The organism is Clostridium liquoris (assembly GCF_002995785.1).
GTDB classification, from domain to species: Bacteria; Bacillota; Clostridia; order Clostridiales; family Clostridiaceae; genus Clostridium_AO; species Clostridium_AO liquoris.
This window is the reverse complement of record NZ_PVXO01000028.1, coordinates 39,698-56,328: the sequence shown is the minus strand read 5'-3', so window position 1 is coordinate 56,328 and position 16,631 is coordinate 39,698. Positions and strand designations below refer to the sequence as shown.

Sequence of the window (16,631 nt, the reverse complement as noted above, 5' to 3'; positions counted from 1 at the left end):
CCCGACCTCAAGCCTGGTTTATTCTTCTTCAAAAAATCTATATATTTTCTTCCTTTTAGTAAACTTACGTGTATTCCCTCTTTCTTGCTGATAGATATATAACTCTTTTATATTGCCCCTATTAGCAAGAGAAAAAGCCTGTTTGGCTATTTCATAGTTGTGTCTTGGGTTAGTTGTAGAGTAAATATTAACAATAGTTTTTTCAGGTAAAGCTCTTACTTCTTTACATATTTCTTTCACAAATTTATTATTATAAATTCTAGAAACATCATCTTTTCTATCATGCTTTATTATTATGGTTCGTAAGGGTTTCTTAAGTTCAGGAATTTGACTTTTGGTTATAGGGTAAGTATCTTCTAAAATTAAATTAATCTCATTAGCATTTTCTGCATCTTTATTCTCATATTTAACTATGACATTCATATCCCTTTCTGGGAAACTTTCCTCAGGAATTGGATATTTTTCAAATGTTCCTCGTATTACAAGTTTGTATTGCATTGCAATTGGAACTAATATTAAGTTACAACTATTATATCCAAGAATTTTAGAACAAATCCAAAACCAAATATATGAATAATCGTGATAAATATTTCCCTTAAGCAAAATTTTTTCCTCATTACTTTTACGAATAAATTTAAACAATACAATTGTTGCTAATAATATTCCCATTGTACAATTTCCAGATTGCATAAGATAATAGTATTTAGCAGTAGAAAAATCAGGACTTTGACCCCCAAATAACGTTCTTATTATCTCAGATAAGTTTACGTGTTTAGGAAATAAAAAACAAAATACAAGCAATAAAATTTGAATAATTGCCCTTCCATTATCTATTATTTTGCCAACAAACTTTTTCATCAAAGTCCATCACATCCTCCCAATATATTGTTTTAATCAAATCAGGATCCTTTAGTAATTTTCCAAACTTCCAAATTCTTATAGCTTTACTGCCAACTATAATATGAAAATGCTCTATATTTCCTGGCGATTCTTTCATTATTTTCTTCCAATTTTTCAAGTCTAATCTGGAATAGTTAGGCAAATCTTCATCATGGGTATGCCATTCCCCAATATAACAATATATTTCATTGCTTGAATTAAAAATCTCATTAAATATTTCAATGTGTTTTTTATCTTTTCTAATAAATCTATTATATCTACGTTTATCGCTTGCATAAGGCTCAGTAATATATTTAATGGTAATATTATCATCTGATATGTTTTCTTTGCCTATTAAAATACCACCTGCTTCCAAGGATCTAGCCCCTAGCTGGATATATTTCCTCATTACTTGAAAAACAGAATAACAAATCTTTATTTCTATATTGTTTGAATTAATCCTCATTATTTGCCACCACACACATTACAAGCAATATTTTTAAAATCATTGCCTTTTATTGTAGAAATTTTATCTTTTTGATTATTATAGTTATCTGATAAAATAAAACCCGATTTTTTAAAGTAATAATCATCACCTTTTTCTGAGACTACTATATTTTCCTCTATTCTTCCTTCAGCAAATTTTTTAAGTAAATCAATAAATAATATGCTACTTTGAATAGATATAAGAGAACCATAAGGTATAAAGGTGCCACTACACCCAGATACATTTTTAGTAACATTTTGTCCTGGTTTACAGTATGAAATAGAATCATATAGTCCTAGTTTCTCATCTCGTTTAAAAATACATTCATAGCAACCTATCTTATCAAATTGAATTATTGCTACATGAGAACCTATATCTAGTGTTTCATTCCAAATATAAAACACAGGAGTATTAATTTTATTAGTATTTATATAGTCATTTATCCACATATTTAAAATTGCATTTCCTGTTGCCGCAATTACATAATCATAATCATTAAAATCTATACCACAATCATCAATTGCATCCTGTATTTTTTCAGCAACGGTTTTTATTTTTAAAGCAGGTAAGCTTCTCTCCCCAAATTTTCTAAGTGCTTCTACTTTATAATCCCCAATATAATCTCTTCCAAGTAAATGCCTGTAAATATTTTCTGACTGAAGCATATCATGATCTATCAAGGTAATATTTTTACATCCTGACTTTATCAAGTTATTAAACACATATCCGCCTATTGATCCACACCCTATTAAAAGATACTCTTTATTAGATAAAATATTTTCGTCAAAAGAGGTTCTGTTTAAAAGGCTGCGTTCATCTAGCCTTTCTACATACAACGGAATTATCTCTTTCATTTCTTTTAATTCAAGAGTAGAATCCATATTAAAACATGGAGCTTTTATAATAATACCAAAAGTATTAGAAATACCATTGGGTTGTTTGATTTCAAATATAATAAACAATTCTTCTTTAGGTTTTCTTATGATTTTTTCTATATCTGGTGTAATTTTTACATTTTCAAAAATTACATTCAAATATTCTACAGATATTGGCTTATCAATTTTAGGGGGATAAATAATATCCATAGCTTTACAATATAAATACAATCCATTTTTAATTGGGCTGTTATACCCCCATTCCTTAAAATCATTTGTATCTATACTTGCAAAATAGTCATTTACTTCAGTTCTTTTTAGATATTGTAAATGGGACTCATTCTTTCTTCTTTGTTTCTTTATTTCTTTTGTTGGACAATAAGATATTTTTTTACTATATTCTGAATTTGGTATAACTACTTTAGCTCTTTTCCATTCTGGTAAGCATAATATATAAGAATCAAATTCTTCTAAAAAGTCATTCCAATTTTTCTTATTTATTCCCTCTTCGATTATCAATTGTGCCCGTAAAATACATTGATTCAAAATTCCCAACAAATCTTTCTCTATAATAGAACCTTCTAAATCATATAAGCAAAGTTTACCTTTACTATCGATATGGGGAATATATGGTATTTCTTCCAATGCAATATAAATATCAACAAGATTCTGTCCCCAATCATTAGGAACTCCTATTATTATTGGAAACCATGAATTGCCTGCCTTTAGCTCACATTTAATCTTCACATCATAGCTTTGATTTTTATAACTCTCATTATTTTTTATCTTAATTCCTGATAAGTAAGGTCTATCTAATAAATCATTTTTTATTAAATTCAAGTCCATACAAGTTACTCCATTCCAGAAGAACTGGAACTTGGTATATAATTATATTGTTTCTTCGCTGTCTTTTCTTCCTCTGGAACCTCAAAATCTTCTCCAAATATTTTTTGGAGTTTTTTATACTTTTCATGTTCATCAGTTTCACTCTCTACATCATTTAAATCAGATTGTAGCTTTTCTGCCTTTTCTTTAAAATCAGTCATTTGTCTATCACTCATCTTTTCAAAAATATCAGAATTTAGTTCAAATGCAAGTTCCATTGGTAATGGTAATTTTATTCTATATAAAAAGTCTCCATCTTTATCAATTCCTTCAAATACAAATTTATTAACAATAGAATCTACTATATGAACTAAAGCACTAAAATCATCTTCTTCATAATATATAAAATTATCTAGAGCCATTAAGGTAAGTCCAATGCTTGGTGGTTCTGAATGTCCTTTTGCGTCAAATCTCCTATGTTTCCATCTTTTAAGATACCTTAATATCCTCCTGAATTGATCTCTTTGTTCCCCCTTCTCTACTCCATCATTAATATAATCTACTAATCCCTTGGGATCTGCCATCTCCCATTTCTGAGAATCTTTATTACTATTAATTCCTTTTGCAATATAAATCTGACTATCCGTATTTTCTTTATCCTCATAAACATACACTACTAAATCTACATGAAAAGAAGGTTCTCCATCTTTTTTATAAGTTACTGTTACGCAAGGTTTTTTTATTTCTGCACCATATTCTGTATGATTTTTTAAAAGCTCTTCTATATCTTTCTTTAAATCCATAGGATCATACTCTGATTTACTAACATTAAATCTTAATCCCACATCAATATCATATTCTCTGTCATCTCCTGGTTCTATTCCAGTATGCATAGCATAACTTCCCTGATCCAACTTCTTGAATGATGGTAAATCTTCATCCTTTTCTAAAATTCCTAATAAAATATCTCTTTTCTCTGCAAGTTCTGAATTGGTTCCATAATCAAGTCTTATCTTGTCATTAAATTTTTTAAATTCTGATTGAACACTCATTATTTTCCTCCTTTATCTGTAAGTTCATGCTTTCTAAAAAGAATATTTGTTCATATCAAATTTTCTTTACTCGGCTATAAAAACAACCTACATCATAATCATCTATTTCATTATTTATTCATTACGTACACGCATTCAAAAGTAATTCCCTAGTGCCAGCAAAAAAATCAAAGAATTTAAGATTCATATTTTACCTCCTATTCTAATAATCCTAATAATTATAATAATTATTTTATCATTCAAAAATTATTCCTCTATTATTTTAGTATTTGTATTTTTTACTTTTAACTATATTATTTAAAGCATCTAACCTTCATCAAATTCGTAACTTATTATATCTCCAATATTACAATGAAAGTATTCACATATTCTTCCCAATATCTCCATACTAATATTTTCACCTTTTCCCATTTTTGCTAATGTTGTGGGACTCATATTTACCGCTTTTTGAAGATCTGTTTTCATCATTTTTTTATCAATCAATAGTTTCCATAATTTATTATAGCTAAATCCCATTTTTAAAACCTCCTAACTTTGTTTTCATGGAGATAAACTATATAAAACATTATATCATATTTAGAAGTATTTAAGCCTGTTAATCTTCACAATATTTAATCCCTTTTTATTATATTTTGTATTTATAATTTTATTTATCTTATCTCCAAGAATATCTATTTTATTTTATAGTACATTAACATCTTTGCTAATCTATACTGAATGTTCCCAGGCATCTTAAAAACGCTTGTCAGGTTCCCTTTTCTTTATCTCATATACATTTGAGCCAGTTCATTTAATAAGCTTTTAACTTAACTACCCTTTGAAATAAGATCTCTTATTTTTTAAAAAAGAAATCTAGTGATAATAATCTTTGACATCTTTCAAAATTTTAACCTTGTATTATACCACACCCAAATTACTTTGTCAGCACCTAAGGGGCTGCTTTTTCTCATTATCTCTGATATGTTAATTGTAAAACTAAATTAGACCCCTTTTTGCTTTTCAGTCTAATTTAGTCTTACAAATCTAGGGGTCTAATTTAACCTTACAAATTTCTAAGACATATAACATTTGTTTTGTGAAGCCTGAGGGGGATTTGGATCAGAAGGAGCCGCCGCAGGGTAGTGTTGATATGGGGTTCTGAAAATGATAAAATATTCCATCCCGAAGCAAATGTAGCAATTAACTTTGTTTTGCTTGCCTTCGGGTAATTTCTTTACATCATTTTCAGGTTCACATGTCAACATCGGTGGAGTTTGTAGTATTATTATGTTATGCCCGGATAATAGCTCAAAGGAGGAAGCTATTATGGCAAAACATTTAACTTATGATGATAGATTGGAGATAGAAAGATATCTGAAATTGAACTTTTCTTTATCAAAAATATCTAGAGAACTTAATAGGCATAAAACAACTATTTCAAGGGAAATTTCCCTTAGATCTACTATTGATAAGAAGGGTTGCTACGGCCGTAGTTACAATGCATGTATTTATAGGTATGATTGTGATTTAAATAATATTTGCAAAGAAAAGATGTGTAAAAGTAAATATAAATACTGCAGATTCTGTGGTTATTGCAATGATAATTGTGAATATTTTAAGGAAGATATTTGTGAGAGATTAAAATCTTCACCATATGTATGTAATGGTTGCGAAGATAGAAATAGATGTACTCTTTCAAAATGCTACTACTCCGCGAAAATAGCCCAGAAAGACTATGAAGGTTTACTAGTTGAATCTAGAGTTGGTATTGAAAGTTCTCCTGAGGAACTTAAGAGATTAGATGATATTATTAAACCACTAATTAATAATGGACAATCAGTGCATCATGTACTTGCCAACAATAAAGATACAATCATGGTTAGTGAAAAAACTATATATAACTATATAGAAATAGGAGCATTATCAGTAAAAAATGCTGATTTACCAAGGAAAGTAAGATATCGACCCAGACGGAAAATCCAAATGGGATATAAGGTTGATAAAAAATGTTTAGAAGATAGAAGGTATGATGATTATTTAAACTTTCTAGATGGCAATAAAGATATTTCCATAGTTGAAATGGATACCGTAGAAGGTAAAAAGGGTGGGAAAGTACTGCTTACAATCCACTTTGTTGATACATCTTTTATGCTTATGTTTATTAGGGATGCTAATGATACAAAGAGTGTCAGAGAGTGCTTTAAGATGATTTATGATGCTGTAGGACCTGATTATTTTAAAAAGCTCTTCCCTGTCATTTTAACGGATAATGGAAGTGAGTTTTCAGATCCCAATAGTATCGAAAAAATACAAGGTGAAGAGAAACTCACGAATATATTTTACTGTTATCCATATTCAGCTTACCAAAAGCCAGAAGTTGAGAATAATCATGAATTAATTCGTAGGGTCATTCCAAAAGGCAAAAGCATGGATAATTTTACACAAGCAGACATCACGTTATTAATGTCTCACATAAACTCTTATACAAGAAAAAAGCTGAATGACCAGTCTCCGTATGACCCATTCAGCTCTAGACATGGATTTAAGTTAATAAATGCATTAGGTATCACTAAAATCGAACCTAATGATGTAATCTTAAAACCATCTCTACTTAAATAATTTAATTATTATCCGGGCATTTCATACTGCAACTAGGGGTCTAAATTAGTCTAACAAAAAAGTTTAATTATAGTAGACCTCTTAAACTTATGCCCAAATTTAACTAATCTGACTTTATTATAACACAAAAACGAGCTTTTTGAAGCTCGTTTTTGAAGGATTGTGCTTGTTTGTTCAGCAAGCGTAATACTGACATCACAAGCAATATAGAAAAAGCATAGCATTGAGTTTCACTTTTGGCAAGGCAGAAAAGGTTAACAAAGTATTGCAGTTAAAGGCTTTTATGACAATTATCTCTCATACTGCACAATGCAAAACCGAACAAATGAGTTTCTGTTTATTTGCCCTAAATCCTCTGTGTATTTTAATGATAATTATATCAACTTTATACTATTGTATTACTTAAGGGGTATCATCAGAGGTTCCCAGATAATCCAGAATTGACTTTTAGGAATAGGATATATAAAATATAGGTTAATCCATTAAAATCAATCTGGGGTCAATCTGGTTAATCTGAGGATTATATATAAAAAGGACCTCAAGAAAATTGTCGGAAAAATAAAGAAAAAAGTTTCAAAAAGTAGTGTACAAATTTCGAGACTTGTGGTATAATATATATAGGTCGGAAAAGACCAGTTAATTTAATATTTTGAATGCTTAGAGAAGCAAAGTTACCTTTAGACGAGGTTTAACTGGCTTCTCTTTTTTTGTTGCATAAAATCAAAACGAAAGGAACAAGGAAAATGGATAACAAAACAAATAAGCATGAATTTGCGTGTAATGCTGGTAAGGTTACCGAGTACGAAGTAAAGGAACATATTGACACTATCATGGTAGGCTTTCGTGGATTCTCAAAGGAAGTGTCGATTGTAAAGTGGAACGACAAGAAGCCTGTGTTTGATATTAGAGCATGGCGAGTATCTGACAGAGACGGATTGCAATATCCTTTACGTGGTATCACTTTCTCTAAGGAAGAGTTTATCAAGTTAAGGGAAATCTTGAATAGCATTGATGTGAATTGCATTGATGACTATATGTGAGCAAAGAATGTGAGGTATTGAATATGAATGGAGCAAAGACTGACGAAAGAAATTATTATGCTGAAAGCTACATTGCTTTAATCAAAGCAATTATCAAGGAAACAACTTCAATAATCAAAGACATAAAGAAAGCAATGGGTGAGGTGTGAAAATGGGAAAAGTAAAAGAAATATGTAGTGATGAATATAGAGAACTCACAATAAAGCGAGAGTTTCTCAATGAAGCAGGCCACTTTAGAGTTGTAGATACAACTGAAACAAATTGCGTTATCTGTGGCAAAGGCTTTAATGACCCAGAAAATCATGAGCAAGGTAAAGAAATCTGGTTTCATGATGTTGGTGACAAAAACGAAGAAAATGGCTTTTGCTATGGGCTTTGCGATAAGTGTTATAGACACCTTAAAAAAGCAATACTGAATGATATTGTTTCTGAATTGAGGTGTTAAGAATGGCTGAGAGAAAGAAGCGAGTAAAAAGAAATGGACACAAGCAAGGTACAGATAACTATGAGTTTGAGGTTGCATTTCAAAGCAATCTAAAAGATTTGCCTGAACAGCCACTTATAAATGACCAGGGTAAAAGATACGGGACTGTCAAGGTTGTAAATGGAAAAGCGACAGTAAACTTGGTTCTTCCAGAGTTTGTAAGGGACAACAACATACAGCCTTTTACACTAACGGATTCTATTTACTTAGAAATATGTAAGAATGATGTTGAAAAGCAGCTAAAGCAAATCTTAGGCAGTGAAATTACAAGCACAGTAAAATCTATTGAGTGTAATATAACGCAGAAAGTTAGCGGAAAAGCATCTCAATCTGATGTGTTGAATTTGCTGTGCCATGCAACATTATCAACTGTATTTGTCAAGTGAAAATTCCTCTATATTCTAATCCAAAATTCCTCTAGTTTAGGTAAAAAAATTATTGCTTTTCTAACCAAAGCTGTGTTTCTTTTAATCTATAAGAATTGCCATTCATATTTACAATATATGATTTATGAGTAAGCCTGTCTATCATTGCCGCTGTCATTACTGGATCCTTAAATATTTCATCCCACCTTTCAAAAGATAAATTTGTAGTTATTATTGTAGATTTTCTTCCTGCCCTTAAAGACAGGTAAGTAAATAAAAGTTCAGAGGCTTCTTTATCGAAAGAAATATATCCTAATTCGTCTGCTATAATAAGGTCATATTTTTCAAATTTCTTTTCAAAAGCCCTTAGTGTCTTTGCAGATCTAGATTCTTTTAGTTCATTTACTAGCAAAGGTATTGTGGTAAAAAGAACCTTATATCCTTTGTTACAGGCCTTAATTCCAAGTCCTATGGCTATATGTGTTTTTCCTGTACCAGGGTTTCCTGCAAGTATTATATTTTGCCCCGTTTCTATAAAATCTAATGATGAAAATACTTTTATCTTATCTCTTGCATCTTGAGGTAAATCCTCTAGGCTTAGGTCTTCTATATACTTTTTATATGGAAATCTTGCTTGCCTAATTCTATTTTTTATTCCATTTGCTTTTCTTAAGTCATATTCATTTTCTAATAAGGATAAAAGAAAAGCTTCATATGTTAAATTTTTTATATTTGCTTCCTTTATTTCATCCTCTATATTTCTAGTTATATATGGTAATTTCAACTCCTTTGCTACGGTTTTTATATTAGTTTTAACGATATCTTTTTTCATATTATCAAAGCCTCCTTATCAAAACCTCCTGATGAATTTTTTAGTAAATCTCCATAATGATTAAGGATTAACTTTGAATGCTCCTCTATTTCTGTGTTTTTATGCTTATTTTCATCTATGGTTTCTTTTTGTCTATTACATAAAAGCTTTATTTTTTCTGTATCTATATTTAAAGGATTTATCTTTTCCAATCCTTTTATTGATTCTTCTATTTTTTCTAAGCCTTCTTTTGAAATTAATTCAATTAGGTCTATGAAATCTTTTGGATTTTCGGTATAATATTTATTATATATCTCTTGAAGCTTGGAATTCATTTGTCGCATGGCTGTGCTTCTATGAATTGCTCCAGGCTTCTTTTTTAATGTATTCAGGTAATGTTCTATTTTTATATTCCATGTATTAGCTCCAAAACTTCTTACGTGTTCAGCTACTAATTCATTTTCATGATAGACTAGTATATTATTTGGATAAATTTTTGCTGTTACGAATTTTCCAACCAATGAATCTGGAACTGAATATTTGTTTTCCTCTATGTTTATTACAGAATACTTATTTACCCTTAACTCTACTACTCTCGAAATATCATATGATGGCACAAGTTTTATTAAGTGAGGTAATTCCTCTTCTAAAAATTCTTTTGCACTTTTATTTTCATTATGTTTCTGTGGTTTAGAATTTAATTTCTTAAGTTCTTCTTTTAAATACTCGTTGGCCTCTTCTAATGTTTCAAATGAATCTTTTTTACTAAATACTTTCCTCCTCACGTATTCTACAGATCTTTCCACATGACCTTTTTCATTTCCACGTCTGGCATTACAAAATCTATATTTAAAACCATAGTACATAGATAATTTTAAAAGATCTTCTGTAGGTTCCTTTTCTGTTTTACTTACAAATCTTGCTACTGCAACTTTCATATTGTCATATACTATTTCCTTATGAACCCCTCCTACATGGTTAAAAAATCTAACATGAGAATCTAGAAAACTTTCCATTTTTTGATTTTGATAAAGATACGCAAATCTGTAGTTTCCTCTTGCTGTTGTCATTACAGCCATTTGTATTGCTTTAGCTTCTCCACCTATTTCTAGTTTAACATGTCCCCAGTCAAATTCACTTACATCTCCTGGATCATATTCTTGCCTTATATATGCTTCCTTTTTCTCATTCAATTTATTTTTTATATAGTTACATACGGTTGAATAACTTATGTCATAGCCTTCTTCTTCAAGGCATTCATGAATATCTATTCTTTTCTTTTGCTGCTTACTTTTTCCTGCTTGTATCTTCTTTTCATTTTCCTCTAGATAAAAATCTATTTTATCCATTATTTCTTCTGTTAATTTAACTTTAGTTCTATTACTCGCATCGTATTTTGGTGATTCTACAATTTCTTCAGTTAAAATTAGTTTATCTCTTTCTCCCTCCAATAGCATAGCTCTTTTTTCTTCATATTCTCTGATATATTTTCTAATTGTTTTTCTATCAATTCCAGTTTCCCTATGGATTGCCCATTGAGATTTTCCTCCTAAAAACCCATCTATTATTATTTTTTGTTTATCCATTAAACTTATCATCCCCTAGCCTCCCTATGAATTGTCATAGGGTTATTATATATTTCTTCTAGAGGAATTTTCAATTAGAATTTGGGGTACTTTTAGAATATCATATACATCAACAGATAGTGATAATCACAAATGGGTTGGGGCAAGTAAAAACAGCAAATATAAAGAGGTAACGAGGACCATCACACATACAAGACAACACTACTATGTGTTGAAAGCATACGATAAAACTCGTGAGCAAGAGACACGAAACAAGAAAGAAAACAAACACAATGAATCTGTACCAAAAGGGTTGTTTAGAATAGAAATCATCATGCAAGACAGAATCATCAAAAAGCTATTTGGAGATAAAACCAGCTTTTCAGATATTCTAACTAAAGATAGCTTAATTGCAATCATTCAAGAATATAAAAGAATCTTCTGTGATGAATTGATTGAGCATGATGTGAAAACATATTTGAGTGGTTGTAAGTGGAAGCTAATTGAGTCTTTGACGCAGACGGACAATGTAGCTGAAACCATTGCTAAAGAGCGTGAGTTAATCCCAGATGTTGAGGTGTTAAAAAAGGCTATGAGTAAGTATCTTAAATTGCGACATAAGCCTACATCTAACTTATCGAGGGATATTAAAGCATACGCTGAAAGATATGCATTGCCACAAGACACAATTCTTACTTTGCATGATTTTAAGGAATCTTGTGGTTAAACATTCTGGTCGGTTTCAATCACAAAATGATTAAAATGATATAGAAAGTTTTCAAAAGCGAAATTGCTCAAATGGCTTGTAAATAGGCTCAAACAAAGCGTATAAGTGCTTCTACAACATTTTTGAGCAAAAACACATTTTCAAAAACTGTCCAATAAAGCTTGACAGATACACAAGCAGATAACAGTACAATAACAATAAGGGGGTGTTCACTAATGCAGGTAGAACGCATATCAGCAGACATTACATTGAAGCATAAACCCAAAACGGGAACACAGGCTTACAATATGCTGATCGAATCTCTCAAAGCAGAGATACAGGAAAAACAAGAGATTTTATCTCATCTCTCACAGGACAAAGTAAAACAGAAATTCATAGAGAACTGGAATCCTACAACAAGGAGCGTGAACATCTATGATATGTAGAAAGGAGTGATTTTATATGCCGTTTGAGAAAGGCAGGTCTGGTAATCCAAAAGGCAGACCTAAGCAAACCGCAGAGCAGAAATCACAAAAGGAGCACTTCAAGAGATTGCTAAAATCGTCTACTGTATCTGCCCTTGAATCCATTATCGCTATCTCACAGGACAGATACAACAAGGACCGATTCAATGCTTGTAAGTACATCATAGAAAAAGCATATGGAGCAAATACTGCTTTTCTGTTAGACGGTACAGAGGAAACAACTCCTACTGTGATTGAGGTTGTGCCACACAGAACAGAAGATGACGAAGATTGGGACGAAGTAATGAAAGCCTCACCCGATGAAGATGATTTAGAAGATGATGAATGGGAGGAATAAAACAATGAGCAAAACAAAAACAGTAGCAAATAATGGATTAAGTATTATTGAGAACTACAACAATCTCTTTACGCAGATTAACGCTGCCAAGACTGTCGATGATGTACGTACACTTCTTGCAGATGTCAGAAACTTTATTGCGATTTACAGGAAAGTAGACAATACTATGGCCAACAGAATTTATGAGAAGTTTCAAAGCAAATTGCAAGGACTAATTGAAGAAAATACCTTTGTGTATGAACGTATGCTCAACAAAGTAAATGAAATTCGTGATTGGGCTTATGACTATGCAGGAGAAAAGGACGATTCGCAAGCGGTACAAAGCAAGGTGCTTCAACTCATTGCAAAGCTACCAAAAAGCAAGACCACAGCCAATGAAAATGGAATCACAACAGTTATTTCAAATACCATTAACTCTGGTGTTGTTGGTAGTAAAGCAGTATTAGAGCTATTAAAATATCCTGCTTATGCTGACATGGTATCTGCAAGATTCAGAGAAAAAGCATTTGATGGTAGCAAGACCCCAGCACAACAAGCATTTGAGCGGATGAAAGAAACCAGTCTGAAAGAAGCTGAACAAGCGCTTTCTTCTGTGTATTTGCAAGGATTCCACTTTAGGAACGTAGAGAAACAAGCCAATGCCTTAAAGAAACCTACTCACTGGAATGCAACCGAGGATAACGCATAACAGATATACGCCAGAAGAAACCAGAGCCACCCAGATTTAATTTAAAGTCATAAGGTAATGATTCCTATAGGTATAGGACAAAGACCTTCCAGAGTCAACCAGTGACTCCAGAGGATAAACATAAAATTGAGAATAATATAAAATAGGTCGCTATGATTAGCCCAGTTTCCGAGGACGGAGCAAATACAAACATGGGTAATCAGTACAACAGTTCAGTCGAATATGTATTGGTCCCTCTAAGGAAAGGGAGCAATCATAATGAAAAATGTAAATACTACAACTAAAATTGAGAATATCGAAGCCATCAGCAACGTTACAGAGCTAAAAATACCTCGTATGGTACCTATTCAGACAGTAGCGGATGAATGTGGCTTCTCATATAAAACGCTGTGGAAGATGTGTAAAGAAAATCAGATTGTGTATATAAAGGCCGGTAATAAGTATCTCATCAACTTTGACAAGTTTATTGAGTTCCTCAACACCGGAGTGCAGGAATAGGAGGAATGCATAATGAACGCTGACGAAAGGAACGGTACAATAAAATGGAGTAAAATAAAAAGCTTTCCTCGTTATGAAATTTCTGACGATGGAATGGTATACGATACCAAGTCTGATAGATTCTTAGTTCCAAGCAATAATAACGGTTATTTATGGGTGTGGGTGCATTCGATTGACGGTAAAAGATATAAGAAAAGCATTCACCGACTTGTATATGAAGCATTTGTTGGTCCTATTCCAGAGGGGTTAGAAATCAACCACAAAGACGAAGTTAAGAGCAACAATAACCTGTCTAATCTGGAATCGCTCACCAAAAAGGAAAACTGCAATTATGGTAGTCGAAATCAGAAAATCAGCAAAGGTAATTCAAAGCGAGTATATCAATATACATTAGATGGTGTGTTGCTGAAAGTATGGAACAGCATTACAGAGGTCCAACAAGCACATTATGCTAGAACAGGGGTTGCAGAATGCTGTAATGGACATAGAGAGCATTTTAGAGGGTTTGTCTGGTCATTCACCAAGATATGCCAACGGGCCGCATAATTGCATGGTATCAGAATTTATAAAATTTGATACTATCTCTAAAGGCTTAAAAATAGGGTTCAAAAAGTACACGATAAAACTTTTGATTATTCTCAAAAAAGAGGTGTACTTTTTGATACTTGCCTGATATGATTAAATCAGAAACGAACAGTTGTTCGATAAAGAAATGAGGTGTTCAGATGAACAAAGACAATTACTTCAAGAGTAAAATATGGTCAGAACAGTTTTGTATGAGAAGAATCACAAACAATGATTTAGTGTGCAAAGATTGCTTATATCGTTATGATGATACAGAGATATTAGGCAATACATCACGATGTGAAATGTACGAAGAATGTAAACCTAATGATGTGATTGACGGTGGTCCATGTGATTTATACGACAAGGAGGAATCCGTATGAAGTATGTAGCATATCACAGGACAAGTACAAAGGACCAGCACTTAGACAGAGGAATTGCAGAACTTACCAAGTATTGCAAAACACATAATATCCAGTTGTATAAAAGCAAAGTTTATACAGACCAGAGAACAGGTAAAGACTTTGACAGGCCACGATATATTATGTTGAAAGAGGAAATCCTTGAAAGTGGTGATGTGCTGATCGTCACAGAACTTGACCGATTAGGGCGAAATAAGGAAGCCACACTAAAAGAATTACGATTCTTTAAGGACAACGGCATTCGTGTTATGGTGTTAGAATTGCCCACAACATTGATTGACCTATCAGCTATGGAAAACTCAATGGCTCGTATGATGTTAGAGACTATCAATAATATGATGATTGAGTTGTATGCAAGCATGGCACAGGTTGAAATTGAGAAAAGAGAGAAAAGACAGCGAGAAGGCATTGAACAGAAAAAGGCTCGTGGAGAATGGGACGACTATGGACGGCCAAGAATAATGAGTCTTGATGAATTTTCTACCCACTATCGCTTAGTACAGCAAGGTAAGAAAAAGCCCTTTGAACTTATGCGTGAATTGGGTATGACAAAACCAACCTTCTATCGTTACAAAAATCAAATTGAGAAAGGGTGTTAAATATGGCCTCAGTAAAGAGAGTTGAACATAAAAGCGGTAGAGTGGTATATCGCATTGTGATTTGTCAAGGATATGACAAACAAGGCAATAAACTGGTGAAGAATCTTACATATTCAGTAAACCAGTCTGCCACACCCAAACAACAAGAAAAAGAAGCGTTCAAATATGCCCTTGATATGGAAGATAAAATCAAGTACGGTTATGACTTTGACGCTGAAAAAATGTCATTTGAAGATTTTGCATACAAGTGGCTTGAGAGTGTTAAAGATAACATCGCCTATGGAACATACACAGGATATAAACAGGTGTTGGAAAGTAGAATCATTCCCTACTTTAAGGGATATAAAGTTGCCTACATCAAAACACCGCACATTGAAGCCTTTTATAAAACTTTGGTGTCAGACTATTCCACAGGCACAATAAAAAGATTCGCTAATGTATTGAATCTGATATTTAAGACAGCCAAGCGTTACAGTATGATTGAGAACAATCCATGCCAAGACGCACAAAAACCAAAAAGAAAAGATGAGGACGAGGGATTAAAGTTCTTTACCCCAAAGCAAGGCTTAATGTTTATGAAATCTTTGGATATGTCATACGAGGTAACCTATAAAGGCCATAAACGAATTGACGATACAGGAAAGCCTTATTATGTGAACGATTATGTGGAGTCCTACACAGTACCGACACAATACAAAGTGTTTTTTGCCATATCTCTATTTTGTGGTTTTAGAAAAGGCGAAACGCTTGCTTTGCATTGGGGCGATATTGACTTAAAGAACAAGAAAATATCTATTTCAAAGTCAGTTGGTATGACGGAAAATGGATTTGATTATAAGGAACCCAAAACAAAACAGTCTGTAAGAACAGTAACGATTCCAGACTATATACTGCCCCTCTTAAAGCAATACCGTATGGAGTATATGCAAACACGATTCCAACATGGTACGGCATGGCGTGGGGATATGAACAACGGTGGCAACCTCTTTATTCAAGCGGACGGTAAACTAATGGGCCATACAACCCCATATCAGTATTTTACCAAGCACTTACACCGTTACAATGAATGGGTGCAAAACAATCCAAACAAAGCTAAAGTTGAGAATTTAGAGGAATTGCCGATTATACCTCTTCATGGTTTAAGACACTCATGTGCTACCTTACTTAATTCGATAGATGTAAATATCATTGCAATATCAAAGACTTTAGGACATTCAACCTGCTCTACTACAATGAATATTTACGCTCATAGTTTTGAGGAACAGCAAGAAGAAGTTGCAGTAAAATTAAATGAGTTCTTACAAATACACGCTTAAAATGAGTAGAGAGCCAAAGGACAAAATCCAAAGGC

The 16,631-nt window shown here is 32.4% G+C and carries 21 protein-coding genes; 14 read left to right on the top strand and 7 right to left on the bottom strand.

What is annotated here, in order from left to right:
- Positions 1 to 18: 18 nt before the first annotated feature.
- From CLLI_RS04840 to CLLI_RS04820, 5 genes are all read right to left on the bottom strand, one after another.
- The gene (locus tag CLLI_RS04840; protein ID WP_242975529.1) at positions 19 to 858 is read right to left on the bottom strand and encodes a hypothetical protein; all 840 of its coding nucleotides are present in this window, start codon (positions 856 to 858) and stop codon (positions 19 to 21) included.
- Positions 827 to 1,345, bottom strand: coding sequence for a Mov34/MPN/PAD-1 family protein (locus tag CLLI_RS04835; RefSeq protein ID WP_106063106.1), 519 nt, complete (start codon positions 1,343 to 1,345; stop codon positions 827 to 829). Before CLLI_RS04835 ends, CLLI_RS04840 begins: the two co-directional genes overlap by 32 nt.
- Positions 1,345 to 3,087: a ThiF family adenylyltransferase gene (locus CLLI_RS04830; protein WP_106063105.1), complete on the bottom strand. Its 1,743-nt coding sequence runs from the start codon at positions 3,085 to 3,087 to the stop codon at positions 1,345 to 1,347. The genes CLLI_RS04835 and CLLI_RS04830 overlap by 1 nt, the downstream gene beginning before the upstream one ends.
- A 5-nt stretch (positions 3,088 to 3,092) precedes the next feature.
- Positions 3,093 to 4,118, bottom strand: coding sequence for a nucleotidyltransferase domain-containing protein (locus tag CLLI_RS04825; RefSeq protein ID WP_106063104.1), 1,026 nt, complete (start codon positions 4,116 to 4,118; stop codon positions 3,093 to 3,095).
- Positions 4,119 to 4,424: 306 nt separating this feature from the next.
- On the bottom strand, positions 4,425 to 4,634 hold the full coding sequence (locus tag CLLI_RS04820) for a helix-turn-helix domain-containing protein (RefSeq protein ID WP_106063103.1): 210 nt from the start codon (positions 4,632 to 4,634) through the stop codon (positions 4,425 to 4,427).
- Between the two features lie 789 nt (positions 4,635 to 5,423).
- On the opposite strand from CLLI_RS04820, the gene CLLI_RS04815 reads away from it, so the two are divergent.
- From CLLI_RS04815 to CLLI_RS04800, 5 genes are all read left to right on the top strand, one after another.
- Positions 5,424 to 6,716, top strand: coding sequence for an IS30 family transposase (locus CLLI_RS04815; RefSeq protein WP_170063649.1), 1,293 nt, complete (start codon positions 5,424 to 5,426; stop codon positions 6,714 to 6,716).
- Positions 6,717 to 7,459: 743 nt separating this feature from the next.
- Positions 7,460 to 7,756, top strand: coding sequence for a PC4/YdbC family ssDNA-binding protein (locus tag CLLI_RS04810; RefSeq protein WP_202972469.1), 297 nt, complete (start codon positions 7,460 to 7,462; stop codon positions 7,754 to 7,756).
- Between the two features lie 23 nt (positions 7,757 to 7,779).
- On the top strand, positions 7,780 to 7,905 hold the full coding sequence (locus tag CLLI_RS14985) for a hypothetical protein (protein ID WP_278335567.1): 126 nt from the start codon (positions 7,780 to 7,782) through the stop codon (positions 7,903 to 7,905).
- Positions 7,902 to 8,201 (top strand): hypothetical protein, encoded by a 300-nt coding sequence (locus tag CLLI_RS04805; RefSeq protein ID WP_146127074.1) that lies wholly within the window; start codon positions 7,902 to 7,904, stop codon positions 8,199 to 8,201. The genes CLLI_RS14985 and CLLI_RS04805 overlap by 4 nt, the downstream gene beginning before the upstream one ends.
- Positions 8,202 to 8,203: 2 nt before the next feature.
- Entirely contained in the window at positions 8,204 to 8,626 is a 423-nt protein-coding gene (locus CLLI_RS04800) for a hypothetical protein (protein ID WP_106063100.1), read from the top strand.
- A gap of 49 nt (positions 8,627 to 8,675) precedes the next feature.
- On the opposite strand, the gene istB is transcribed toward CLLI_RS04800, so the two are convergent.
- The gene (gene istB / locus CLLI_RS04795; RefSeq protein WP_106063099.1) at positions 8,676 to 9,437 is read right to left on the bottom strand and encodes an IS21-like element helper ATPase IstB; all 762 of its coding nucleotides are present in this window, start codon (positions 9,435 to 9,437) and stop codon (positions 8,676 to 8,678) included.
- Entirely contained in the window at positions 9,434 to 11,014 is a 1,581-nt protein-coding gene (gene istA, locus CLLI_RS04790) for an IS21 family transposase (protein WP_106063098.1), read from the bottom strand. Before istA ends, istB begins: the two co-directional genes overlap by 4 nt.
- Before the next feature lie 199 nt (positions 11,015 to 11,213).
- Between istA and CLLI_RS04785 the strand changes: the two genes are divergently transcribed.
- The 9 genes from CLLI_RS04785 (at position 11,214) to CLLI_RS04745 (ending at position 16,596) form a co-directional block, all read left to right on the top strand.
- The gene (locus CLLI_RS04785; protein WP_106063097.1) at positions 11,214 to 11,708 is read left to right on the top strand and encodes a hypothetical protein; all 495 of its coding nucleotides are present in this window, start codon (positions 11,214 to 11,216) and stop codon (positions 11,706 to 11,708) included.
- Positions 11,709 to 11,923: 215 nt separating this feature from the next.
- A complete protein-coding gene (locus tag CLLI_RS04780; protein ID WP_106063096.1) occupies positions 11,924 to 12,133 on the top strand; it encodes a hypothetical protein in 210 nt (69 codons plus the stop codon).
- 16 nt (positions 12,134 to 12,149) lie between these two features.
- Complete coding sequence (locus CLLI_RS04775; RefSeq protein WP_106063095.1) at positions 12,150 to 12,509, top strand: DUF5681 domain-containing protein; 360 nt, start codon at positions 12,150 to 12,152, stop codon at positions 12,507 to 12,509.
- A gap of 4 nt (positions 12,510 to 12,513) precedes the next feature.
- A complete protein-coding gene (locus CLLI_RS04770; RefSeq protein ID WP_106063094.1) occupies positions 12,514 to 13,197 on the top strand; it encodes a hypothetical protein in 684 nt (227 codons plus the stop codon).
- 258 nt (positions 13,198 to 13,455) lie between these two features.
- Positions 13,456 to 13,695: a helix-turn-helix domain-containing protein gene (locus tag CLLI_RS04765; RefSeq protein WP_242975528.1), complete on the top strand. Its 240-nt coding sequence runs from the start codon at positions 13,456 to 13,458 to the stop codon at positions 13,693 to 13,695.
- Between the two features lie 12 nt (positions 13,696 to 13,707).
- Positions 13,708 to 14,241, top strand: a complete 534-nt coding sequence (locus CLLI_RS04760) for an HNH endonuclease signature motif containing protein (RefSeq protein ID WP_106063093.1) — start codon at positions 13,708 to 13,710, stop codon at positions 14,239 to 14,241.
- A 179-nt stretch (positions 14,242 to 14,420) separates the two neighbouring features.
- A complete protein-coding gene (locus tag CLLI_RS04755; RefSeq protein ID WP_106063092.1) occupies positions 14,421 to 14,642 on the top strand; it encodes a hypothetical protein in 222 nt (73 codons plus the stop codon).
- Positions 14,639 to 15,280: a recombinase family protein gene (locus CLLI_RS04750; protein ID WP_106063091.1), complete on the top strand. Its 642-nt coding sequence runs from the start codon at positions 14,639 to 14,641 to the stop codon at positions 15,278 to 15,280. The genes CLLI_RS04755 and CLLI_RS04750 overlap by 4 nt, the downstream gene beginning before the upstream one ends.
- A gap of 2 nt (positions 15,281 to 15,282) precedes the next feature.
- Positions 15,283 to 16,596, top strand: a complete 1,314-nt coding sequence (locus tag CLLI_RS04745) for a site-specific integrase (RefSeq protein ID WP_106063090.1) — start codon at positions 15,283 to 15,285, stop codon at positions 16,594 to 16,596.
- The last annotated feature ends 35 nt before the right edge of the window (positions 16,597 to 16,631 follow it).